Source organism: uncultured Clostridium sp. (genome assembly GCF_910588715.1).
Taxonomy (GTDB): domain Bacteria; phylum Bacillota; class Clostridia; order Clostridiales; family Clostridiaceae; genus Clostridium.
Map to the genome: position 1 here is coordinate 30756 of NZ_CAJURG010000010.1, position 25778 is coordinate 56533.

The 25778-nt window shown below is 27.7% G+C and carries 20 protein-coding genes, 3 tRNA genes and 1 riboswitch; of the genes, 21 read left to right on the forward strand and 2 right to left on the reverse strand.

Annotated features, from left to right (window positions below; translation table 11 throughout):
- Window positions 1-13 precede the first annotated feature (13 nt).
- From groL to ligA, 14 genes are all read left to right on the forward strand, one after another.
- Window positions 14-1642 carry a chaperonin GroEL gene (gene groL, locus QZ321_RS10980; RefSeq protein ID WP_291740971.1) on the forward strand — a complete coding sequence of 543 codons (1629 nt, stop codon included), beginning with the start codon at window positions 14-16 and terminating at the stop codon, window positions 1640-1642.
- A 275-nt stretch (window positions 1643-1917) separates the two neighbouring features.
- Entirely contained in the window at window positions 1918-2667 is a 750-nt protein-coding gene (locus QZ321_RS10985) for an A24 family peptidase (protein ID WP_291740969.1), read from the forward strand.
- Window positions 2668-2741: 74 nt separating this feature from the next.
- Window positions 2742-2839: riboswitch (purine riboswitch) on the forward strand.
- A gap of 160 nt (window positions 2840-2999) precedes the next feature.
- On the forward strand, window positions 3000-4454 hold the full coding sequence (guaB, locus tag QZ321_RS10990; protein WP_291740967.1) for an IMP dehydrogenase: 1455 nt from the start codon (window positions 3000-3002) through the stop codon (window positions 4452-4454).
- A 190-nt stretch (window positions 4455-4644) separates the two neighbouring features.
- Entirely contained in the window at window positions 4645-6186 is a 1542-nt protein-coding gene (gene guaA, locus QZ321_RS10995; protein ID WP_291748517.1) for a glutamine-hydrolyzing GMP synthase, read from the forward strand.
- 302 nt (window positions 6187-6488) lie between these two features.
- Entirely contained in the window at window positions 6489-7316 is an 828-nt protein-coding gene (locus tag QZ321_RS11000; protein ID WP_291748520.1) for a M15 family metallopeptidase, read from the forward strand.
- 96 nt (window positions 7317-7412) lie between these two features.
- Window positions 7413-8159 carry a DUF6241 domain-containing protein gene (locus QZ321_RS11005; RefSeq protein ID WP_291748522.1) on the forward strand — a complete coding sequence of 249 codons (747 nt, stop codon included), beginning with the start codon at window positions 7413-7415 and terminating at the stop codon, window positions 8157-8159.
- Window positions 8160-8263: 104 nt separating this feature from the next.
- Window positions 8264-9616, forward strand: a complete 1353-nt coding sequence (locus QZ321_RS11010) for a glucose-6-phosphate isomerase (protein ID WP_291748526.1) — start codon at window positions 8264-8266, stop codon at window positions 9614-9616.
- Window positions 9617-9923: 307 nt separating this feature from the next.
- Window positions 9924-11924: a triple tyrosine motif-containing protein gene (locus QZ321_RS11015; protein ID WP_291748530.1), complete on the forward strand. Its 2001-nt coding sequence runs from the start codon at window positions 9924-9926 to the stop codon at window positions 11922-11924.
- 324 nt (window positions 11925-12248) lie between these two features.
- Complete coding sequence (locus QZ321_RS11020) at window positions 12249-12461, forward strand: hypothetical protein (RefSeq protein ID WP_291748532.1); 213 nt, start codon at window positions 12249-12251, stop codon at window positions 12459-12461.
- A 62-nt stretch (window positions 12462-12523) separates the two neighbouring features.
- Complete coding sequence (locus QZ321_RS11025; protein ID WP_291748535.1) at window positions 12524-12757, forward strand: hypothetical protein; 234 nt, start codon at window positions 12524-12526, stop codon at window positions 12755-12757.
- Window positions 12758-12943: 186 nt separating this feature from the next.
- A complete protein-coding gene (locus tag QZ321_RS11030) occupies window positions 12944-13486 on the forward strand; it encodes a hypothetical protein (protein WP_291748538.1) in 543 nt (180 codons plus the stop codon).
- Between the two features lie 361 nt (window positions 13487-13847).
- The gene (locus QZ321_RS11035) at window positions 13848-14564 is read left to right on the forward strand and encodes a pseudouridine synthase (protein ID WP_291748541.1); all 717 of its coding nucleotides are present in this window, start codon (window positions 13848-13850) and stop codon (window positions 14562-14564) included.
- A gap of 417 nt (window positions 14565-14981) precedes the next feature.
- Window positions 14982-17309, forward strand: coding sequence for a DNA helicase PcrA (gene pcrA, locus QZ321_RS11040; protein WP_291748542.1), 2328 nt, complete (start codon window positions 14982-14984; stop codon window positions 17307-17309).
- Between the two features lie 84 nt (window positions 17310-17393).
- Window positions 17394-19379, forward strand: a complete 1986-nt coding sequence (ligA, locus tag QZ321_RS11045; RefSeq protein ID WP_291748544.1) for an NAD-dependent DNA ligase LigA — start codon at window positions 17394-17396, stop codon at window positions 19377-19379.
- 120 nt (window positions 19380-19499) lie between these two features.
- Here the strand turns inward: ligA and QZ321_RS11050 are convergent, their stop codons facing one another.
- Entirely contained in the window at window positions 19500-19784 is a 285-nt protein-coding gene (locus tag QZ321_RS11050; RefSeq protein ID WP_291748547.1) for a hypothetical protein, read from the reverse strand.
- A 212-nt stretch (window positions 19785-19996) separates the two neighbouring features.
- Between QZ321_RS11050 and QZ321_RS11055 the strand changes: the two genes are divergently transcribed.
- Window positions 19997-21490, forward strand: coding sequence for an ABC transporter substrate-binding protein (locus QZ321_RS11055; protein ID WP_291748549.1), 1494 nt, complete (start codon window positions 19997-19999; stop codon window positions 21488-21490).
- Between the two features lie 47 nt (window positions 21491-21537).
- Here the strand turns inward: QZ321_RS11055 and QZ321_RS11060 are convergent, their stop codons facing one another.
- Window positions 21538-23238: a hypothetical protein gene (locus QZ321_RS11060; protein ID WP_291742838.1), complete on the reverse strand. Its 1701-nt coding sequence runs from the start codon at window positions 23236-23238 to the stop codon at window positions 21538-21540.
- Between the two features lie 124 nt (window positions 23239-23362).
- On the opposite strand from QZ321_RS11060, the gene rph reads away from it, so the two are divergent.
- The 6 genes from rph to QZ321_RS11090 all read left to right on the forward strand — a co-directional run bounded on the left by rph (window position 23363) and on the right by QZ321_RS11090 (window position 25721).
- Complete coding sequence (gene rph / locus QZ321_RS11065) at window positions 23363-24106, forward strand: ribonuclease PH (protein WP_291748551.1); 744 nt, start codon at window positions 23363-23365, stop codon at window positions 24104-24106.
- A 1-nt stretch (window position 24107) separates the two neighbouring features.
- Window positions 24108-24710: an XTP/dITP diphosphatase gene (locus QZ321_RS11070; RefSeq protein ID WP_291748553.1), complete on the forward strand. Its 603-nt coding sequence runs from the start codon at window positions 24108-24110 to the stop codon at window positions 24708-24710.
- An 85-nt stretch (window positions 24711-24795) separates the two neighbouring features.
- A complete protein-coding gene (locus QZ321_RS11075; RefSeq protein WP_291748556.1) occupies window positions 24796-25272 on the forward strand; it encodes a metallophosphoesterase in 477 nt (158 codons plus the stop codon).
- A gap of 94 nt (window positions 25273-25366) precedes the next feature.
- A tRNA-Pro gene (locus tag QZ321_RS11080) sits at window positions 25367-25442 on the forward strand.
- Window positions 25443-25497: 55 nt separating this feature from the next.
- A tRNA-Gly gene (locus QZ321_RS11085) sits at window positions 25498-25571 on the forward strand.
- A 73-nt stretch (window positions 25572-25644) separates the two neighbouring features.
- Window positions 25645-25721: transfer RNA gene (locus QZ321_RS11090), tRNA-Arg, on the forward strand.
- Window positions 25722-25778 lie beyond the last annotated feature (57 nt).

Consider the following 25778-nt stretch of genomic DNA (forward strand, 5'->3'; position numbering starts at 1 on the left):
GAGGTAAAATATTATGGCAAAAATGATTCAATTTGGTGAAGAAGCTAGAAGAGCAATGCAAGTTGGTGTTGATAAATTAGCAGATACAGTTAAGGTAACTTTAGGGCCTAAGGGAAGAAATGTAGTTTTAGATAAAAAATTTGGTTCACCACTTATAACTAATGATGGTGTTTCAATTGCAAGAGAAATAGAATTAGAAGATCCATACGAAAATATGGGAGCACAATTAGTAAAGGAAGTTGCAACAAAAACTAATGACGTTGCAGGAGATGGTACTACTACTGCTACTCTTTTAGCTCAAGCTATTATAAGAGAAGGATTAAAAAATGTAACAGCTGGGGCAAATCCAATGTTACTTAGAAACGGTATAAAATTAGCTGTAGAAACAGCAGTTAAAGAAATATTAGAAATATCTAAGCCAGTTAGTGGTAAAGAAGATATAGCTAGAGTTGCAGCTATTTCAGCAGCTGATGATGAAATAGGTAAGCTTATTTCAGATGCCATGGAAAAAGTAGGTAACGAAGGTGTTATTACTGTTGAAGAATCTAAGTCAATGGGAACTGAATTAGATGTTGTTGAAGGTATGCAATTTGACAGAGGATATGTTTCTGCTTACATGGTAACAGATACAGAAAAAATGGAAGCATTATTAGATAATCCACTTATATTAATAACAGATAAGAAAATTACAAACATACAAGAGATATTACCAGTATTAGAACAAATAGTTCAAACAGGTAAGAAGTTATTAATAATTGCAGAAGACATTGAAGGGGAAGCAATGGCTACATTAGTAGTTAATAAATTAAGAGGAACATTTAATTGTGTTGCTGTTAAAGCTCCTGGATTTGGTGATAGAAGAAAAGAAATGCTTCAAGATATTGCTATCTTAACAGGTGGTCAAGTAATTTCTGAAGAGTTAGGAAGAGACTTAAAAGAAACTACTTTAGACATGTTAGGTCAAGCAGAAAGTGTTAAAATAACTAAGGATAATACTACTATTGTAAATGGTAAGGGAGATAGTAATTCTATCAAAGAAAGAATTAATCAAATAAAGAGTCAAATAGAAGAAACAACTTCTGAATTTGATAAAGAAAAATTACAAGAAAGATTAGCTAAGCTTTCAGGTGGAGTTGCAGTAATAAAAGTTGGTGCTGCTACAGAAACAGAACTTAAAGAAAGAAAACTTAGAATCGAAGATGCTTTAGCTGCAACTAAGGCTGCTGTTGAAGAAGGTATAGTACCAGGTGGTGGAACTGCATATATTAATGTAATTAATAAGGTTGCAGAATTAAAATCAGATGTTTCTGATACACAAGTTGGTATAAATATTATAGTTAGAGCATTAGAAGAGCCAATGAGACAAATAGCTACTAACTCAGGAGTTGAAGGTTCTGTAATAATAGAAAGAATTAAAAATTCTGAAGCAGGAATCGGATATGATGCTTTACATGATGAATATGTAAATATGATTAAAGTTGGAATAGTTGATCCAACTAAAGTTACAAGAAGTGCACTTCAAAATGCAGCATCTGTAGCATCAACATTCTTAACAACAGAAGCAGCTGTTGTTGATATTCCTCAAAAAGAAACTCCAATGCCAGGAGCACCAGGAATGGGTGGAATGGACGGAATGTACTAATCTATTAAAAACAAAGTTTTTTAGAGATTGATTATATTTCAATGTTTATAATATTATAGAATTTTAAAATATAACATAATAGTTTATTCTATTATGTTATATTTTTTGTAGATAATTAAAATAAAAAATTAAAGAAATACAAAAAATATTAATTTTTTGTAAAATATTACTAAAATCGTAATTATTATAGAAAAAACATTACGAGAGTGATAAAATAATTATATTAATAAAAAATAAGTGTTTTAATATATGCTTTGAATATGTGGGGAAATTATATGTATATAGCTTTAATAATATTAATGGGTCTATTAATAGGTAGTTTTTTAAATGTTTGCATTTATAGAATTGCTAGAGGAGAATCAATATCATTTCCACCTTCACATTGTACAAACTGTGGATATAATTTAAAACCTAAGGATTTAATACCTGTTTTAAGTTATATATTTTTGGGTGGAAAATGCAGAAGTTGCAAAGAAAAAATATCCATCCAATATCCAATAGTTGAAATTTTAAATGCATTTTTATATGTTATGGTTTATATAAAATATGGATTTACTTTGAATTTATTTAAATTTTGTTTATTATCTTCATTATTAATAGTGATAGCTTTTATTGATTTCAAAACTAAGTATGTATATAATTCAACTATTGTATTCGGAGTTATATCTGGAATTGGCTTTGCTATTTTAGAATGGATTGAAACTAAAACGATACCAATAAATTATATGATTGGAGCTTTTATAGGATTTGGAGTTATTTATCTTATAGTAATTTTAACTCGTGGCATGGGCGAAGGAGATATTGATATAGCTTTAATTTGTGGTTTGTTTTTAGGATTTAAAGGAATTATAGTAACTTTATTTTTATCAATAATTTTAGGTGGAATTGTAGCAATTGCAATTCTAGTTTTTAAACTTAAAGATAAAAAATCAGAAATTGCATTTGGGCCTTACTTAGCAATTGGAGCGATAAGTTCTTTTTTGTTTGGAGAAATTTTAATAGATTTTTATTTTAAAATAATATAATAGTATTATTTTATTATGATATTTATTATATTGACAATTCGTGTAACATAAAATATAATAATAAAAAGCAAAAAAACACGAATAATAAAATAACTCATATAAACCCTGAATATGGCAGGGTGTTTCTACTGAAAACCTTAAATTTTCATCTATGAGTGAATTTGATATATCTTGCCTAAATACGAATGTTTTATAGGATAAAGGCATATTAATGTTCACTTATAGATGTGAAAATTAATATGCTTATTTTTTTTATTTATTAATAATATAACTAAATAATAGTTCAGTTTAATATACATAAAACAAAAATAATAATGATAGGAGCGATTAGTATGGCAAGAATATTAAAAACAGCATACACATTTGATGATGTATTATTAGTACCAAACAAATCAGAGGTTTTACCACACCAAGTTAGTTTAAAAACTAAGTTAACAAGAACAATAACATTAAACATACCATTAATGAGTGCAAGTATGGATACAGTAACTGAATCAAAGATGGCTATAGCTATGGCTAGAGAAGGTGGAATTGGAATTATCCATAAAAACATGCCAATAGAAGATCAAGCAAAAGAAGTTGATAGAGTTAAAAGACAAGAAAATGGAGTAATTACAGACCCAATATTCTTAAATGAAGACCATACTGTAAGAGAAGCATTAGAATTAATGGCTCAATATAGAATATCAGGAGTTCCAGTAACAAGAGGAACTCAATTAGTAGGTATAATAACTAATAGAGACATAGTTTTTGAAACAAATTACGATAAGATGGTTTCTGATGTAATGACAAAAAGTCCTTTGGTAACAGCTCCAGAAGGAACTACATTAGACGAAGCCTTAGAAATATTAAAAAATCATAAAATAGAAAAGTTACCTTTAGTTGATGGAAATAATAACTTAAAAGGTCTTATAACAATAAAGGATATTGAAAAGGTTAGAGCATATCCAAATGCGGCAAAGGATTCAAGAGGAAGACTTCTTTGTGGAGCATCAGTTGGTATAACTAATGATATGATGGATAGGGTAGATGCTTTAGTTAAAGCACAAGTTGACGTTATTACATTAGACACAGCACATGGACATTCAAAGGGAGTTATTGAAGGAGTTAAGAAGATAAAAGCTAAGTATCCTAATCTTCAAATAATTGCTGGTAATGTTGCAACAGCAGAAGCTACAAGAGATTTAATAGAAGCAGGAGCTGATTGTGTTAAAGTTGGTATTGGACCTGGTTCTATTTGTACTACAAGAATAGTTGCAGGGGTAGGTGTTCCTCAATTAACTGCAGTTATGGATTGTGCAGAAGAAGGTAGAAAATATGGAGTGCCGGTAATAGCTGATGGAGGACTTAAGTATTCTGGTGATATAGTAAAAGCATTAGCAGGTGGAGCATGTGCATGTATGATGGGATCAATGCTTGCAGGATGTGAAGAAGCACCGGGAGAAATGGAAATATATCAAGGAAGAAGTTATAAGGTTTATAGAGGAATGGGTTCTTTAGGGGCTATGGAAAAAGGTTCATCTGATAGATACTTCCAAAATGGAACTAAGAAGTTTGTTCCAGAGGGTGTTGAAGGAAGAGTTGCTTATAAGGGTGTAGTTGCAGATACCTTATATCAATTAATTGGTGGAATAAGATCAGGTATGGGATACCTTGGTGCTAAAACTTTAGAAGACTTATTTGAAAATGCAGGATTTGTTGTTCAAACTGCATCAGGAATAAGAGAAAGTCATCCACATGATATAAACATTACTAAAGAAGCTCCAAACTATAGCGTTAGGGAGTAATAGTTTTAATTAAAGAATATTATAAAAGATAATAGTTAAGATTATTATTAATTAAATCTTAGCTATTATCAATTACATAAAAAAACTCCTTATCTTTAGGTTGGGAGTTTACATATAAAGATAATTCTATTTTGTTGAAAAAAATATAAATATGAGAGATAATTAAAGAAAAAACATAGGGAGGATTCTAATGAATAGAGAATTAGTATTAGTGCTTGACTTTGGTGGTCAATATAATCAATTAATTGCAAGAAGAGTTAGAGAATGCAATGTATATTGTGAGGTTCATCCTTATAATTTAAGTGTTGAAAAAATAAAAGAAATGAATCCAAAGGGAATTATCTTTACAGGTGGACCAAACAGTGTTTATGGTGAAAATTCTCCTTTATGTGATAAAGAAGTATTTGAATTAGGAATACCTGTACTTGGTATTTGTTATGGTTCACAACTTATGGCTCATGTTCTTGGAGGAAAGGTTTCTACTGCTCCAGTAAGTGAATATGGTAAAACTGTAGTAAAGGTTGATAATGAATCAAAATTATTTAAAGATGTTCATGAAACAACAATTTGTTGGATGAGCCACACTGATTACATAGAAAAATCCCCAGAAGGATTTAAAATAATAGGTAACACACCAGTTTGTCCAGTAGCGGCTATGGAATGTGAAGACAAGAAGCTTTATGCAGTTCAATTCCATCCAGAAGTTATGCATAGTGTAGAAGGAACTAAGATGTTATCAAATTTCGTTTATAACATTTGTAATTGTTCAGGGGACTGGAAGATGGATTCATTTGTTGAAAAGACAATTGAAGAAATAAGAGAAAAGGTTGGAAATGGTAAAGCTTTATGTGCATTATCAGGTGGAGTTGATTCATCTGTTGCAGCTGTACTTTTATCTAAGGCAATTGGAAAGCAATTAACTTGTGTATTTGTTGACCACGGGTTACTTAGAAAAGATGAAGGTGATGAAGTAGAAGCTATTTTTGGTCCAGAAGGACAATATGACTTAAACTTTATAAGAGTAAATGCTCAAGAAAGATTCTATGAAAAATTAGCAGGAGTAGAGGATCCAGAAACTAAGAGAAAAATAATAGGTGAAGAATTTATAAGAGTATTTGAAGAAGAGGCTAAGAAAATTGGAGCTGTAGATTTCTTAGTTCAAGGTACAATTTATCCAGATATAATTGAAAGTGGATTAGGTGATTCTGCTGTTATTAAATCTCATCATAATGTTGGGGGACTTCCTGATTATGTTGATTTTAAGGAAATAATTGAGCCATTAAGATTATTATTTAAAGATGAAGTTAGAAAAGCAGGCTTAGAACTTGGAATACCAGAAAAATTAGTATACAGACAACCATTCCCAGGACCAGGACTTGGTATTAGAATAATTGGCGAAGTAACTGCTGAAAAGGTAAGAATAGTTCAAGATGCAGATGCAATTTATAGAGAAGAAATTGCAAAAGCTGGATTAGATAAATCTATAGGTCAATATTTTGCAGCTTTAACTAATATGAGATCAGTTGGAGTTATGGGAGATGAAAGAACTTATGACTATGCAATTGCTTTAAGAGCAGTAACTACAAGTGATTTTATGACAGCAGAAAGTGCTGATCTTCCATGGGAAGTTCTTGGAAAAGTAACAACTAGAATAGTAAATGAAGTTAATGGAGTTAATAGAGTAATGTACGATTGTACAGGAAAACCACCAGCAACTATTGAATTTGAATAATAAAAAAATGCTACATGCCTGTTTTTCAGGGGTGTAGCGTTTTTTTTATTATAGGTTTATAATAAATGTTATTATAATTATATGAGTAATAATTAACACGTAAAAGTAAAAATCAATAGAATATTGGAAAAAAATTCATAAAGTATTATAATAAATTTTGAATATTATTATCGGAACTGTATCAATATAGTTTTTTTGTAAACTGTATTAATAAAAATTCAGTATGAATAAAGATGGATTTATTTATAATGAATTAAAAACTTTCAATATGATACAGCTCTTAAGATGTTAAGGAGAATGTTATGAATAATATTTTTAAAAATTCTGGTGCTATGTTAGCAATTGAATTATCTATAGTAGTTGCTGTTTCAGGTGGTTTGATAAATAGTAGAAAAGAAATTATAAAAAAGGATAAAGAAAATGTTGCTATAGAAAGTAGAGAGGTTTTACTTTCTAATACGGAGCATGAAAACTTAGAAAATAAAACTCAAGAAAGTAATTATATAGAAATACAGAGGCTGGAAGGTATGTTAAATAATCAATACTTTATTTTAATTAATAGGGAAAATAGATTATCTGAAAATTATGTTCCAGATAATTTAATAGAAATTAGTTCAAGGTTTTTAAATTATGCAGAAGATGATAATTTAGAGAGTACAGCATCAGAAGCGTTAAACAGAATGTTTAATGCGGCAATGGAAGATGGAATTTCTTTAATTGGTGTATCAGGTTATAGAAGTTATGATATGCAAAGAAGATTATATGATACTAGAATGATGAGAGAGGGAGAGGCTCAAACACGCTCATATACAGCAGAGGCTGGTGCTTCAGAACACCAAACGGGATTAGCTATAGATATTTTAAGTGATGAATACTCTGTATTAGATGAAGGTTTTGAAAATACAAGGGCATTTAAATGGCTTAATGAAAATTGTTATAAATATGGTTTTATACTAAGATATTTAAAAGGTAAAGAAGATATTACAGGATATAATTATGAACCTTGGCATTTTAGATATATTGGTAATGAAGAAGCTGCAATGGAAATAATGAATAGGGGATTAACCTTTGAGGAATATATAAATGAGATAAAAGGTAAAATTGAAAATTTGAAGAATATGGTAAAATAAAAAAGTTAATATAAAAGATATGTTTTTAATAACCATGAATGTAACAATATGGTATAATTGTAATGTAATTAGGTTTAAAATGGGAGGAATTCATTTATGGGAAAAGGGCTTAGAGAGAGATTAAATGAAACTATTAGACGTGATAAGCTAGAAATTAATCAGTATAATAATGATAATAAGAAGGATAATAGTTTAGATGATAAATCTGATGAAGCAAAGGAAGATGATGTTATACAGGAAAATAATGACATTTCAAAATTGCTAGATGATAATGAAATATTAAGAGGGTTAGTAGAAGATGATACTGGATATAATGATGATTTATATGAAGAAGATTATGATAAAGAAAAGTTTAGTAGTAAAAAGTTAATTGTTATACTAGTTGTATTAATAACTTCTCTATCAACAGTATTGGTATTATGGAGCAATGGATATGAAATTGTCAATTTTGCGTTTAATAAAGTAAGTGAAATTAATGAAGATAAAAATATTGATTCGGAAAATGAAGCTGTAGAAAATCAAGATAATCAAGTGGCATCTATAGACATAAGAGAATATTATGAAAAAGTTCATCACATGGCTAATACTATAATAATAGCAAATGATGGTCAAGTTTGGGGAAAAGCTGAAATCACTAAGGAGGCTGTTAATAAAATTATTAATGACTTAAAGGGAAATGATGATTACCTTGCAAATGAATTAGAAAAATGGGCGAATAAAGACTTTTCTAACGGTGTAGAAGTGCATAATTATGTATGGGATAAGCTTGATGGAAGTATAGGAAAAGCTAAGGCTTTAAATGAAGAAAAAATTAAAGAAGTAATTAAGGGAATTGAAGAATAATTTGATAAATGTATAGATATAGTTTACATTAAAATTGTTATTGTAAGAAAATTTGTGCTATAATAAATAATGTTAACAATATCATATTATTCGGAGGTATAGAAATGAGAAATGGTTTAAGTTTAGATTTATCAAAAGTTCAACCATACGCATCTTTATCTGAATTAGATAAGATGGAAGGTTTAGTTAAATTTGCTCATGATACAGTTCATGAGGGTACTGGTGCTGGAAATGACTTTTTAGGATGGCTTAATTTACCTGTTGATTATGATAAGGAAGAATTTGCAAGAATTCAAGCTGCTGCTAAGAAAATTCAATCAAATTCAGATGTTTTAATCGTTATAGGTATAGGTGGTTCATATCTTGGAGCGAGAGCTGCTATAGAAATGTTAACAAATAATTTTTATAATATGTTACCAAGAGATAAGAGAAAAGCTCCAAAAGTATTCTTTGTTGGAAATAATATCAGCTCAACATATATAACAGAATTATTTGAAGCTATCGAAGGTGTAGATGTATCTGTTAACGTTATCTCTAAGTCAGGTACTACAACTGAACCTGCAATAGCATTTAGATTATTTAAAGATTTCATGGAAAAGAAATATGGAATTGAAGGAGCAAGAGAAAGAATATTTGCTACTACAGATAAAGAAAGAGGGGCTTTAAAAGGATTAGCAGACCAAATGGGTTATGAAACTTTTGTTGTTCCAGATAACGTTGGAGGAAGATTCTCAGTTTTAACTGCTGTTGGATTATTACCAATTGCAACTGCTGGAATAAACATTGAAGAAATAATGCAAGGTGCTGCTGATGCAAGAGAAATTTATTCTAATCCTTCACTAAAAGAAAACCCTTGTTATCAATATGCTGCTATGAGAAATGCTTTATACAATAAAGGTAAAGCTATAGAAGTATTAGTTAACTATGAACCATCTTTACACTATTTCAATGAATGGTGGAAGCAATTATATGGAGAATCTGAAGGTAAGGATCAAAAGGGTATATTCCCAGCTGCAGTTGACTTTTCAACTGACTTACATTCAATGGGACAATTCATCCAAGATGGTAATAGAATAATGTTTGAAACTGTTCTTAATGTAGAAAAAGTTTCTAAGGAAATAGTTATAGAATCTTCTGAAAATGATGCTGATGGATTAAACTTCTTAGCTGGAAAAACAGTTGATTTTGTTAACAAGAAAGCATTCCAAGGAACTTTATTAGCTCATAATGATGGTGGAGTACCAAATATGGTATTAAACATTCCAGAATTAAATCCATACTACTTTGGACAATTAGTTTACTTCTTTGAAAAAGCTTGTGGAATTAGTGGATATTTATTAGGAATAAATCCATTTGACCAACCAGGAGTTGAAGCATACAAAAAGAATATGTTTGCTTTACTTGGTAAACCAGGTTATGAAGAATTAAAGAGTGAATTAGAGTCAAGATTAAAATAGTTACATTTAAAAATAAAGATTACATAATAGAGATACCTTTTTAGGTATCTCTATTATTATATATAATTTTATTATTATAGCTTTAATTATATAATAATAGTTAATTATTTGTATAAAAGCATATTTATATTTGACGCAAGATAAAAATATAGAATAAACTGTAGAAAAATATCTATAGTTTGTTCTTTTTTTTTTAGATATTAGACAAATTTCAGTTTTTATTTTAAAGAGGAAATAGTATAATTAAAATAGAAAATTATGTAAAGAATTATGGGTTTAAGTATATAATATGGCGAGGTGGAGAGAAATGAAAGAGCTTTTAATTGATTTTGACAATAAAAGTCCTGCTGATTTAAATAAAAATATAAATATTGCTGTAACATTAGAGGAAAATGATGATGTAGAATATAAGTTTATGGAAGGTATTGAGGGAATATGGAAACCGATACAAGACTTTTCAAAAAGTAATATTTGTACATGGAAACCAACTAAACCAGGAAAATATATGATAATGGTTCAAGGTAAATCAATTAATTGTAAGAATGCATATGATTATCTGGGGAGATCAGAATATGAAATAGTAGAAAATGTAAATTTAATTGCAGATGTTGAAATAAATAAAAGTAAAATAAATGTTGGAGAAAAGTTACATATAAGTGTTGTAGCAAATCAAGATTTAGTATTATATAGATTTTGGATAAAGGGCGAAAACGATTGGGAGCTTTTAAGAGATTATACTACAGAAAATGAATTTGTTTTTACAGCAACTAAAGCTGGTAATATAGAAATATTAATAGAATGCAAAAAGGTAGATTCTGAAAGAAATGTTGATGAATTTAAAACTATAAAATTTGAGGTTATGGAATTAGAAAAGATTGAGATAACTAATTTTTTATGTTTAACAAATAATATGTTAGTTAATGAAGAATTAATTTTTAAAGTAGAAACTAATTATGAAAATAATAGACCTTTATTATATAAGTTTTTAAAGATAAGCAAGGAAGGAAAAGTTACATGTATTCAAGATTTTTCTTCTAAAAATATGGTTACTTTTAAGGAAAAGTTACCGGGGGAATATAAGCTATTATGTTATGTAAGAGATATGTTTTCTTCTAATGCTTTTGATGACAGGGCAGTTATGGTTTATAATGTGAATCCATATAATAAGGTTGAAATTAAATCTTTTAAAAGTGATATTAAATCACCGCAATTAGTTGGAACAAGCGTAGATTTATTAGCATTAGTAGATGGAGGAAGAGAATTATTATATAAATATATAATAGAAGGGCCTATATCTGAAGATAGCGGATATATTAGAGGAAATGAATTTGTTTGGGAACCAAGAGAGGAAGGAAAATATAATATAACACTTAAGGTTAAGGATATTTCATTTGATGGGGATTATGAAGATAAATCTTCTATTGAATATGAAATTTATAATAAGGGAGATAAGCCAGTTAAAATTGTTGATGTTAAGTGCGATAAGGGTAGAAGATGTATAGTAAATGAAACTATAAATATTAAGGTTAAAACCGAAGGTGGAATTAAGCCTTTATATAGTTTTATTTTATACAAAGATGGTATAGAAAAAGAAAAAATAGATTTTGGAACAAATAATTGGACTAATTTTATACCAACAGAAGCGGGACAATATGAAATTCATATTAAAATAAAGGATGAATTTTCATCAAAGGAATATGATTCTTCTACATCTTTATATATTGAAGTAAAGGATTATATATCAGCAAATATTGATTATATTTTATTAAATAGCAAGGAAACTTATTTGGTAGGAGATGCAATCAATGTTGAGGTAATTGCTAAAAATACAAAAGATGTTTTAACTAGGTTTGTGACTAAAATAAATGGATATGAAGTAGAGGATACTGGCTTTGTAAATGAAAAGTCTATAATGATAAAGCCTAAGTGTCCGGGAAAATATACTTTTGTGGTTTATGCTAAAAATAAAAAGTCACCAGAAGATTACGATAGTAAAAAAGAAATTTCTGTTTATGTTAATGAAGTTATGCCTGTGTATTCTACTAAACTACACATTTTATCTAATGAATTTAAAATAGGAAGTGAAGTTACTTTTGAAGTTACATCTAATGGTGGAAAAGAAGTATGTTATGAATTTTATATTATGATAAATGGTGAATGGGCTTTAGCACAAGGATATAGCAGAAAAAATTATTATACCTTTGTTCCATTTAAAAATGGAGATTATAGAGTATTAGTTTTAGATAAAAGTTTTCATAAAGATGTTCCATATGAAGATTATGATATAGTAGAATTTGAAGTTAAATAGTTTATTTTTATTGCCTCTAAGAGCTGTATTTTATATATAATTCTTAGGGGTTATATTTTTAAAATTATCTATATATTTAAAGGAATATAATTTTAGTGTTTATAGAATTTTTTGGATTAATAAAGATATTTATATACTAAAATATACAAAAATGTAAAAAAATTACAAAAATGTTGAATAATAATAAAAAGATGATAAAATATAATTAAGGATAAATATTACTATATTGGATATTTAATTAAAAAATAAAAAAGGGGAAAATTTAGATCTGATAGAATAATCGCTAAATCAAGTTGTACTAGGAAAGACACTGGAAAAAGTTATATGATAGATTTTATTTCAGCAAAAGCAAGACATTATGAAAAGGATGGTACTTATCAAGGTTCAGCAATAGATGAACAATCATATTCGAGTTATGCAGGAGTAAGTTATAATACTGGGACATCTTCTGCTACGGGAACAGCATACGGAAATCATGTTTATAAATCCGCAGGAATGAGTACAACTTATCATGAAACTCAAAAAAAATTTAAATAGAAAAAATAAAGTCATTAATTTATTAATGACTTTATTTTTATAAATATAAGGAGATTTATATAATGAAGTTTAAAATTAGAACATATTTGTTATTAATAGTAGCATTTATAACTATGATAATTGTAGGTTGTTTTTTAAAACAAGATAATAATAGTTTTTCTAAGAAAGTTGAAGATAAGAATAATATAGGGTATTTACCTATTTCAAGAGAAGTTCCTAATATAAGTATTGCATTATTAGATGAGTCAGGAAAAGTAAATAGTAATACAAATTATTATCTGAATAGTGGAGAATAGTTTGAAAAATTTATAAATATAGGAAACTTTATTGATTTAAAAAGAGAATTTAAGTTAATAACCTTTATTGATTATGAAAAAAGAGAATTTTATGTTGATGATAAATTAGTTAATGACTTTAATTTTTTATTAGATAAACAAGAAGATATTCAAATCCCAATAAAGTTACCAGAATTAAGTAAGGGATTGCATGATATTATATTTGCTATTGTAAAAGAACCAAATGACGATTTAGATGAACAATATAGAAGAGATACTGAAGAATTTCATACATTATATATAAGATTTAATTTAACGGTAGAATCTGAAGAATATAATAAACCAAGTTTTAACTTTACTGAATTAACTTATAATAATGACTCAGCAATTCCAGAGATTTTTTTACATGAAAATAAAAATGAATTAAAACAATTACCACTAATTAAAACTAAAGAGGATAAGTTAAATTTATATATGACAGTTGGAAATATATCTAATTCTGAGGTAAAGGAGTATGTTATTATTCTTTTAAAAGATTGGGAAATTATAAATAATAGCTTAAATAATGAGGATAAATTATTTTTGAAAGTGAATCCAATGGAAAAAACGACAATTCCATTAACAATTGATATTTCTGAAAGTGGTTTGCATAATATTAATGCAATTTTAATAGAAAATCCATATCAAAAAATTAAGTTTGGTAGTGTTAAAATAATAAATAGTATTAGAGCAGGTGTTATAAAAGAATAATTTAAAAATAGTGGAGTTAATATATTTAAGATGTACTGTAACAATGGTACATCTTTTTTATATTACAATTAAAAAATAGATAGTTTTAGAAATACATTAATTATATTATTTAAGTATAGTTAACAATAAGATAAATATATAGAATAATTTATATTGTATAGTAATTCTACATAAAGTAAAATAATAAATAACTACTCATTAAAATATCTAAAAATATAAAATTTAGAATGGAAATTTGTTGTATTGTGAACTAGTTTATTGGATTAATAAAAACTTCAGCATTGATACGTTAAATAAAATATTGAGTAGAAGATAGCAAAATAATGAAATCATATGTATAAAAGTTTAAGGAGATGTTTTAATGGAAAGACTAGATAAGGTGTTATCTAATTTAGGTTATGGTACAAGAAAAGAACTTAAAAAAATTTGTAGAAGTGGATTAGTTGAAGTTAATGGGGAAATAGTTAAAGATAGTGGAATGCAGGTTGATCCTGAAAATGATAAAATTGTTATTAACGGTGAAGAAATTTTCTACAGAAAGTTTATTTATTTGATGATGAATAAACCAGATGGAGTAGTATCCGCAACTTTTGATAATAGAGATGAAACAGTAATTGACTTATTAGAAGTTGAACATCAGGTTTTTGAACCATTTCCAGTAGGAAGATTAGATAAAGATACAGTTGGATTATTATTATTAACTAATGATGGGGAATTAAATCATAGATTAATATCTCCAAAATGGAAGGTTGATAAGGTTTATTATGCAAAAATAGACAAAAAGGTTACTGATAAAGATATTGATAAATTTAAAGCTGGAATAACATTAGATGATGGTTATGTTTGCAAGGAAGCAAAGCTTGAAATATTAAATGCAACAGATGAAGGTTCAGAAGTTATGATTACTATTCAAGAAGGAAAGTTCCATCAAGTTAAAAGGATGTTTGAAGCAGTTGATAAAAAGGTTACATATTTAAAAAGAACAGAGTTTGGTACATTACCTTTAGATGAAGATTTAGAGGAAGGCGAATATAGAGAGCTTACAGACGAGGAATTAGCTATATTAAAGGGTTTTTAACGAAAAAAATCAAAAAATGATATAAAAACATTCATATAAATACAAAATAGCAAGAAATTTTTCAAAAATATCTTGCAATATAAATTTTTCTTTACTATAATATTATTGCAAGGATAAATAAAAGGAATTAAATAGCCCCCTTTTTATTTATTGTTTATTGCTGAAGCGCAACCTAGCCCCAAGGGTTGCGTTTTTTTGCGTATAAAAATGTATTAATTTAAATAATATTAGTATAAGTTTTGATTTATTAAATTTAAAAAAGTCTGTTATTATATCGAAGTAATATAATAATAGACTTTTTAAATTTAACGATTAAGGTAATAATATATATTAACTATGTTATAATAACTTTTATATAGATTGTATGTTAGATTAAAATGTATAATTTGGTCGTAAAAATGAAGGGAGGATGTTCTTTTGGATTTAAAATCTTTATTAAATAAAGAACAATATGAAGGTGCAGTAACTGTTGAAGGGCCTGTGCTTATTTTAGCAGGAGCAGGTTCTGGTAAAACTAGAGTTTTAACACATAGAATGGCTCATATGATAGAAGATTTAAATATTTTTCCTTATAAAATATTAGCAATAACTTTTACAAATAAAGCTGCTAAGGAAATGCAGGAGAGGGTTCATGCACTTATAGGGGATAAGGCTAATGATATGTGGATATCTACATTCCATTCAACTTGTGTAAGAATATTAAGAAGAGAAATAGAAAAGTTAGGATATAAAAGGAATTTTACAATATATGATAGTTCAGACCAAAAAACTCTTGTTAAGGAATGTATGAAAGTCCTTAGTATAAATGATAAAGAAATAACTGAAAATGAAATAATGAGTAAGATAAGCAAAGCAAAAGATAATATGCAAAGTGCTGATTCTTATTATAGGGAACATGAACATAATTTTAGAGAAAAGAAAATTGCAGAAGTTTATAAGATGTATCAAAAAAGGTTGAAAGAAAATAATGCCTTAGATTTTGATGATTTAATTTGTAAAACTGTAGAATTATTTAAGAAAAATCCAGAAACTTTGGAGTTTTATCAAAGAAAGTTCCAGTATATTATGGTAGACGAATATCAAGATACAAATGGGGCTCAATATGAATTTGTAACATTACTTGCAGCAAAACATAGGAATATTTGTGTTGTAGGGGATGATGACCAATGCATATACCAATGGCGTGGGGCAGATATTAAGAATATTCTTGGTTTTGAAAAGGACTATCCAGATGCAAAGGTAATAAAGTTAGAGCAAAATTATCGTTCAAAAGCTAATATATTAAATGCAGCTAATGTTGTTATAGTTAACAATTCAAATAGAAAAAGTAAGGTTCTTAGAACAGAGCAAGATTCAGGTAGCAAAGTTAAAGTATATAGAGCATATTCAGATGGTGATGAAGGTACATTTGTAGCTAATCAAATAGAAAAAATAAAGAAGGAGCAAAATAAGCAATATAAAGATTTTGCTATACTTTATAGAACAAATGCTCAATCTCGTATATTTGAAGAAAGTTTAAGAAGATCAGCTATAGCTTATAAAATTGTTGGTGGAACTAAGTTCTATGACAGAAAAGAAATTAAGGATATGTTAAGCTATTTAAAAGTATTAGTTAATCCTTCTGATAGCATAGCATTAAGAAGAATAATAAATGTTCCTAAGAGAGGAATAGGAGATGCAACTATACAAAAAGTTTTAGATTTTGCTGAAAGTTATGAATTACCTTTATGGGATGCGTTATCAGAGGTTAGAACTATTCCAACTTTAACTGCAAGAAATTGTGCAGGGATTGAAAAATTCATGGAACTTATGGAAAATTTAATGATGATTTCTGAAACTGTTCCAGTATCTCATTTAATTCAAACAATTTTAGAAGATACTGGTTATATTAGAGAGCTTGAAGCTTCAAAACAAATTGAGGATAAAAGTAGAATAGAAAATTTAAAAGAACTTGTATCTGATGCTGTTGACTTTGAAAAAAATTATGAAAAAGAAAAAGAAGCAGGTTCAAGTGAATTTGACATAAATAAAACTCAATTAGAAGCTTATTTAGAAAAGGTTTCTCTTGTTCAAGATACAGATAAATTAGAAGATGAAGAAAATGAAAATGGTAGTGTTGTTTTAATGACTATTCATAGTGCAAAGGGATTAGAGTTTCCAGTAGTATTTATGGTTGGTATGGAAAATGGAATATTTCCTGGGCAAGCATCATTTAATAGTGATTCTGAAATGGAGGAATCAAGAAGACTTTGTTATGTTGGTATAACTAGGGCAAAGGAAACTTTATTTATGACTTCTGCTGAAGTTAGAAGAGTATTTGGTAGAACAGTTTCTTATCCTCAATCAGATTTCATTTCAGAAATTAAACCTGAACTTAGAGAATATGTTACAATGATTGGTGAAAATAAGGGCAGCACAGAACTTTTAAAAAATAAGTCCTTTAATAATAGATTTAATTCACAGGTTAGTAATCCACATAGTTTAAGAAGTAATTATGGAACTTTTGAAAATAGAAATTTTGGCTTAAGAAGTAATAAAAATTCTATATCAAATAAAGAGTTAGGATATTCTAATATTAATGCTTCTGAGGTTAGTATTGGAAGAAAGGTTAAACATGATAAATTTGGTGAGGGAACAATAGTTGCTATAACTGATATAAATGGAGATAAGAAGTTAACAATAGCATTTAATCAGCAAGGAGTAAAAAATTTATTGTTATCAATGGCAAAGTTAGAAATTTTATAAGAGTTATATAAAAGAGGTGGCAAGCTTAAGATTAAACTCTTAGCTTACCACTTTTAATTTGTAAGTTAAGGAAGGATGGCTTTAATGGATAAGAAAATTCGTATAGAGGAATTGGTTGAACTTTTAAATAAATATGCTTATGAATATTATTCTTTAGATAATCCATCAGTATCAGATAAAGAATATGATATTAAATATGATGAATTAAAGTCTTTAGAAGAAGAAACAGGATATGTATTACCTTATTCACCAACTCAAAGAGTAGGTGATGTAATTCTTAAGGGATTTAATAAATATACACATAAAGCAAAGCTTTGGAGTTTAGATAAGGCTCAAAATTTTGATGAAATAAGGGATTGGCATAATAGAAATATTAAATTTGTAAATGAAATGAATTATAAGGGTGAAAATTTACCTAGTCTTAGATATGTTATAACTAAAAAATTTGATGGATTAACTATTAATTTAACATATGATGAAAATGGTATACTTCAAAAGGCTGCAACGAGGGGAAATGGTGAAACTGGAGAAGAAGTAACAGCTCAAGTTAAAACAATAAAAGAAATTCCACTTAAAACTTCAAGTAGTGATTTATTTGAGGTTCATGGTGAAGCAATAATGACAGTTGAAGCTTTTAATAAGTATAATTCTATATCTGATGTGCCACTTAAAAATTTAAGAAATGGTGCAGCTGGTGCTTTAAGAAATTTAAATGTTAAAGAAACGGCGAGAAGAGGTCTTTCTGCATTTTTCTATGATGTTGGATACAAAGAGGGAGAAAACTTTAAAACTTATGAAGAAATGCTTAATTTTATAAAAGAAAAAGGACTTCCTATGGATGATTATATAAGATATGCAACTACTTTAGAGGAAATAGATAAATATATAAATGAAATTAAGGATATGAGATTTGATTTAAATTATGATATTGATGGAGTAGTTATTGCTATAGATGATATAAAAACTAGGGAACTTTTAGGGTATACAGTTAAATTTCCTAAATGGGCAATTGCATTTAAATTTAAAGCACAAGAAGTAACTACTAAACTTTTAGATGTTGAATGGAATGTTGGTAGAAGTGGTAGAGTTGGGCCTACTGCAATTCTTGAACCTGTTGAACTTGCAGGAGTTACCGTTAAGAGAGCAACTCTTAATAATATGGATGATATTAAAAGAAAAGGTGTAATGATAGGTGCAGATGTATTTGTTAGAAGATCTAATGATGTTATTCCAGAAATTATGGGAGTTGTTAAAGATAGTTTAGAAAATGCGATAGAAATTAAAATTCCAGAAACATGTCCAGCATGTGGAAGTCATCTAGTATTAGATGGAGCTCATTATTTTTGCGAAAATACATTATCTTGTAAGCCTCAAATGGTAAAAAGTATAGTTCATTTTGCTTGTAGAGATGCTATGAATATTGAAGGTTTTTCTGAGAAAACAGCAGAGCAGTTATTTGAAAAACTTGATATAAGATCAATTGCAGATTTATATAAATTAGAATATGATAAATTAATAACTTTAGATAAATTTGGACCAAAGAAGGCTCAAAATTTGTTAGATGCAGTAGAAAGAAGCAAAACACCTGAACTATATAGGTTTATATATGCTTTGGGAATTCCAAATGTAGGAGTTAAAACAGCAAAGGATTTGGTTAATAGATTTAAATCTTTAGATGGATTAAAAAATGCTACTTTTGAAGATTTAGTGTCTGTACAAGATGTTGGTGATGTTGTAGCTAAGTGTGTTTTAGAGTTTTTCAAAGAAGAAAAGATATTAGATATTATAAATGATTTATTAAGTCTTGGAGTAAATCCTTTATTTGAAGAGCAAGTGATTATTGAAAGTTCATTTAGTGGAAAAACTGTAGTAGTTACAGGAAGTTTGAAAAATTATTCTAGAGGTGAAATAAAAGCTAAGCTTGAATCTTTAGGGGCAAAGGTTTCTGGAAGTGTAAGTAAGAAAACAGATTATGTAATAGCCGGGGAAGAGGCAGGTTCTAAATTAACTAAAGCACAAGATTTAGGTATTTTTATATTATCAGAAGAAGAATTTGAAAAGATGATTTAATATAAAATAAAGGAGCTATATCATATTGAAATTTTTAGATTTAATATGATATAGCTCTTTTTTATATAGATTTATAAATTGTTATTAATAGATTATAAGGATTATTCTGATTATTTATGTTTATTTTATATTATCATCAAACTTTATAATATTATCTCCGTCATTAGAAGCTAAATCTTCCATTAAAAAGTTTGTATCTAAAGAAACTTCATCTGCATTTGATATTTTTTCAAGAGATGATATGCTTTTATTTATTTTTTCTAATAAAAATATTTGTATCCTTTGATTTTTAGCCATTTTAAGAAAGGCTATGAAAGACCATATCCCAATAAACATAAAACAAATCATAAAAATAATAGCTACTGATTGAAAAATTATTTGAACCACTTGCAGTGCAGTTGTCATATTTCATACCTCCATGATTTTATAAAAAAATTAAATATTTATTTAGTAATTTTGTTTACTTTTTAATATGAAAATTTTCAATATTGTTTAGAAGTATTATATCATAAATTGGAAACAATGATATAAAAAAATAGTAACTTAATATTTTAAAAGATTAATTAATAGTAATTATGTCTATAATTAAAAAAAGAATATAGAAAGGAGGAATTAATTTGAAAAAAATAATATTAACTATTTCCATTTCTATTGTAACTATAATTGTTTTATTAAGTTTTATAGATAGAACACCACAGCAAGTTTCAAACAATACAGCAGATATTGTTTATTCTATAAATAGTATACCAAAAAATTTAAAATCTATAGGAGATTTATACAAAAGGCAACAAGATATAGTTTGTGCGACTAGTAAGGGATTAGTAGAGCTTGATTCTAATGGAGACATAAAGCCAGTATTAGCAGAAAGTTATCAGGTGACTGAAGATGGATTAGAATATGTTTTTAAAATAAGAAATGATGTATATTGGAGTAACGGAAATAAAATAACACCAGAGGATATTGTATCTTTTTTTAGGGAAGTGATTACAGAAGATAATGAAATATCAGCATTATTAAATGTTTTTGGAGTAAAAGAATATTTAGAAAGCAATAAAAGTTTTAATGAAACAGTGGCAATTACTATTGATAAAGATAATATAAAAATAAGATTAAATTCAAAGGATGATGGATTTATTGAAGAATTAACAAAGCCACAATATAGATTAAGAAAAGATGTTTTATTTTGGGAAGATATAACTTCAAATTATAAAAAAATTCCTTATTCAGGAGATTATTATATAGATGTTATAAGTGAAAAGGAAATTATATTAAAAAGAAATGAAAAATCTAGTGTAGAATTAGCACAAACAATACACTTAGTTAAGGATGATAGTGAAGACTTAGCATTAGCAGCTTTTGAAATAGGGGATAGGGATATTGTAATCAATCCACCTAAAAGTCAATTGGAAAGATTAAAAAAGGAAAATAAATTAGTGGAGGCAATATCAGATGAGGCATTGTATTTAGCATTTAATGTAAATAGTTCTAATTTTTCTAATGAGGTAAAAAATGAAATTTATAGGCTAGTAAATACAGCTATAGAAGAATATCAAAATCAAAATAAAATATTAGTTGAATTAGCAGAGTGTAGTTATTTTAGAGAAGATAAAGAGGATTTGACAAAACTTCAAAGTCGAAATGTTATGGTAAATACTGAAAAAAATATATCTATGCCGAGTAAAATTGTTTTAGTAGCTGAGGAGAGCTTAGAAAATAAGGATATAACTAATTATATATATAATTGGTTTAAGAATAATACAGATATTATAGTTGTATCTAATTTATTATCAGAAGAAGATATGAACTTAATCAGTGAAAAAAATTATTATGATATTGCTTTAGTTAATGTTTATGCAAAATTAGAAGATGATGAACAACTTTTTAATACTATTTCCAATTTTTTACCGAAGAAAAAAAGAGAAATGATAAATAATTCAAGCTCTAAAGCTGAAAAAGAAGAATTATTTGCAGAAATAGAAGAGGAGCTTTTTAATAATTATAGGATATTACCGTTATTATTTTATAATGATACAATAGCAGTTGATAGTATTATTGATAAAAGTATATTAGATGGAAATGGAAATATAGATTTTAAAAGCATAAAAAAGTAAAGAGGTAATCAAGGAAATATTTATATTCCTTGATTACCTCTTTATAATTAATTTTCATCAGACTCAATAATATCTTCAATAGGTATATTTAAACTTTGAGCAGGTATTTCTCTAGTAGGCTCTTCAATAATTACTTCTTCAACAGTAATCTCAATTACTTCTGATGATTCAATTGGAGCTTCAATAATTTCTTCAGCCTCAATAGTTTCATTAGACCTATCAAGGTTATCAATTTCATCATCTTCTTCAGATTCAACAATTTCATCAAGAGGGGTATCAATATCATCTTTAGGTTCATTTCTTAATAAATCATCATTGTTAATAGGAGGAATATCACCATCTAATAATCCTAACTCATCCATATATTCATCTTTAAATAAATGAATAATTAAAAAGAAATTTAAAAAATTTCTATAACTATCAAAGCTACTTTTGCCAACTGAAAATGAATCTTTACGTTTATTATATGTTACATATTTATTAAATATAGGAGCATTTCCAGTACTATCAGGGGTAGGTATGTTAGGCATCCTAAAGTAACTTTCATCTACCATATCATTAGAATTTAAGGTAAATCCACGATATCTTTCATAATCATCTAAAGTTGGAGCTTCTGGCCAACTTGTTATTAAACCTGAATTTATAATAAATTTTTTATATACTGTAGATATCATCAGCTTATATTCAGTAGAATTACTAATTATATTTTGATAAGTGATAAATGCTAAAACATAAAACGTAATATCAAAGCATGAATATTTGATTTCCTTCTTTGAAGAAAGCTTATAAAAAGCACCCTTTTCTTCATCATATAATGTATACAATCTATTTATAATTTCAGTTGTTTTTTCTGAAAATGTTATTATTTTTGTATGTTTATAAGATAAAGTTAAAACTATAGAACATAATGAAGCTGTATCTAAGGAATCGATGTAATAATCTTTTTCATCAAATTTACCCATAGCATAATCTGAAAGGTCTATAATTAAATCCTTTAATTCTTCGTTATCACCATCACTATAGCTATATAGTAAGTTTAAAGATAAAACAACCTTGCATATTTCATCTAAGGAGCAATCGTAAATTTGATCCTTAAAATCACAAAACATTTTTAAAATTTGATCAGAAAACTCATTATATAGTTCAGCAGATTCATCATTAGGGTTCTTTATAGAATATAAATAGTAAGCAAGCATCATAAAAGCTTGATCAGAAAACTTGAATTTTTTATCTTTATCAACCAAATTGAAGTTTTTAGCATTATTTTCTAATAGATTTTTTTTATCTACAAATACGCCTTCTCTGTTTCTTAAGTGACTTGAATAAAAATCAAGTTGATCTTTTGTTAAATTTTTGTATATTTCATTTATTGAATATATACTTTTATCTGTGTTTTCAAAACTTCTATAATAATCTAATAATTCTAATAAGCATAATGACATTAATGCATTTGTGCTTGGATTGATTTCTTTCTTAAATGTTTCTTCATCAAATCCATTTGAATTTTTGCTATGGATAAAAGTTGGAGAAGCTTTTCTATACACACATAATAGTGGAGAAAAATTACTTTTTGTGGTAATATCAATTGAAGACGATAATTTATTATACTTTTTTATTTGAGAGACTAAACCACATCTTGAGTTTAATACAATAGTTTTTACTGCCTCTTTAGATAAATAAAAAAGTTGTCCGTTAATTTCCTTTTCGGAAAGGCTATTCATTCTAAAAAATGGCCCAATATATCTCAAATTTTTCACCTCTTAATTAATCCTTATATTAATATTATGAGTAGAGTGAGAATTTGTTGCATTATTTTTAAAAAAAGGAGAATTTTATATATATAAAGTAAGTGTTAAAATGGAGGAATTATAAATGAGAAGTGACGGAAGAAAGAACGACCAAGTTAGACATGCAAAAATAACTAGGAATTATATAAAACATGCAGAGGGATCAGTTTTAATTGAAGTTGGTGACACAAAAGTAATTTGTACAGCATCAATAGAAGAGAAAGTTCCTCCCTTTTTAAAAGGTACTGGAGAAGGGTGGATAACAGCAGAATATAATATGCTTCCCCGTTCTACATCAACAAGAAAGCCAAGAGATATATCAAGATTAAAAATTGATGGTAGAACCATGGAAATTCAAAGATTAATAGGTAGGGCATTAAGATCTGTAGTAGATTTAAAGGCATTAGGAGAAAAGACTATTTGGATAGATTGTGATGTAATTCAAGCAGATGGTGGAACAAGAACTACATCTATTTGTGGAGCTTTTGTTGCCTTAGTTGATGCAATGAATAAACTTCATAGACAAAAACCATTTAAAGTATATCCTATTAGAAAGTTTTTATGTGCAACAAGTGTAGGAATTGTTGGGGAAGAAAAATTACTTGACTTATGTTATGAAGAGGATTCAACAGCAAAGGTTGATATGAATATTATTGGAACTGATGAAGGTGAATTTGTAGAAATTCAAGGTACAGGAGAAGAAGCACCATTTAACAGAAAAGAATTAAACGAACTTCTAGATTTAGCTGAAAAGGGAATAAAACAAATGATTCAATTACAAAAAGAAGCATTAAAAATGGATTCTTTATGGATTGGAACAGGAGAATAAAATGAAAAAAATAATTTTAGCAAGCAATAATATAAAAAAGATAAAAGAAATAAAGGAGATACTTAAAGAATATCCTTATGAAGTTTATTCATTAAAAGATATGAATATTGATATAGAAGTTGAAGAAGATGGTTTAACTTTTGAAGATAATGCGAAAAAGAAAGCAATTGAGATACAGCAATATTTATTAAATAAGGGTGAAAGTAATTTTATAGTATTATCAGATGATTCAGGCTTAGAGGTAGATTGCCTAAATGGTGCACCTGGAGTATATTCTGCAAGATATGCCGGTGAGCATGGAAATGATTATAATAATAATATTAAGTTATTAAAAGAAATGAAAAATTTTAAAGGTAATGATAGAAGTGCCAAATTTGTATGTGTAATTGCAGTAGTTTTTGAAGATGGTACTATTAATTGTATAAGAGGAGAAGTTAAGGGAAGTATTATAGAAGAATTAAAAACAGAAGGTGGGTTTGGTTATGATCCATTATTTTTCTGTGATAAACTAAATAAAACCTTTGGTGAAGCAACACCAAAAGAAAAAAATGAAATATCCCATAGAGGAAATGCACTTAAAAGACTTAAAGAAATATTAGCTTAAAAAATTTTAAAAATAAAAAATATGCATTACATAAAATTTTATGTAATGCATATTTTAGAATATTTATAAAGAAAGGATGATTATAATGCTTATTGCTATTATAAGTGATTCTCATGGTAATAGAAGTAGTATAAATAAAATAAAAGAAAAAATAAATAATGCAGAGGTACTTATTTTTTTAGGTGATGGAGAAAATGATTTAAATGAAATAATAAAAGATTTTAATGGTATGGTATATGCTGTTAGAGGAAATTGTGACTTTTCCGGAAAATATCCAGAAGAAAGATTGATAGAAATTAACGGAAAGAGAATATTCATATGCCATGGGCATAGATATAATGTTAAGTATGGTTATAATTCTATTTATTATAAGGGAAAAGAATTAGGAGCAGATATAGTTTTATTTGGTCATTCTCATTTACCTATTGTTGAGGAATATGATGAATTAATATTAATGAATCCAGGAAGTATTTCTCATGGAATGGGTAGAATTAATCAGACTTTAGGCTACATTGATTTAACTGATACTGGAAATGTAATTGCATATATAAAAGAACTATAAAATAAATTTAAAAAAAATAAAAAAAAGTATTGACGTATTAAAAATCATGAGGTACAATAATCATTGTCGCTGCGAGGTACAGCAATATGATTACCGGGGTGTGGCGCAGATGGGAGCGCGCGTGGTTTGGGACCATGAGGTCGCAGGTTCGATCCCTGTCACCCCGACCAATTTAGTTAAAATAAATTAATCTTTAAGAAAGATTGAATTAACTAATAAAAATATGCGGGTATCGTATATCGGTAATACTCCAGCCTTCCAAGCTGGAAAGGTGGGTTCGATTCCCACTACCCGCTCCATTTAAGTTTTTGAAAAAAAGACTTGACATAAAAAAAGAAATGTTTTAAAATAATAAACGTTCTTTGGTATTAAGCGTGTTTAGCTCAGCTGGATAGAGCAACGCCCTTCTAAGGCGTGGGCCAGGAGTTCGAATCTCTTAACACGCACCATTTTACCGGGGTGTGGCGCAGATGGGAGCGCGCGTGGTTTGGGACCATGAGGTCGCA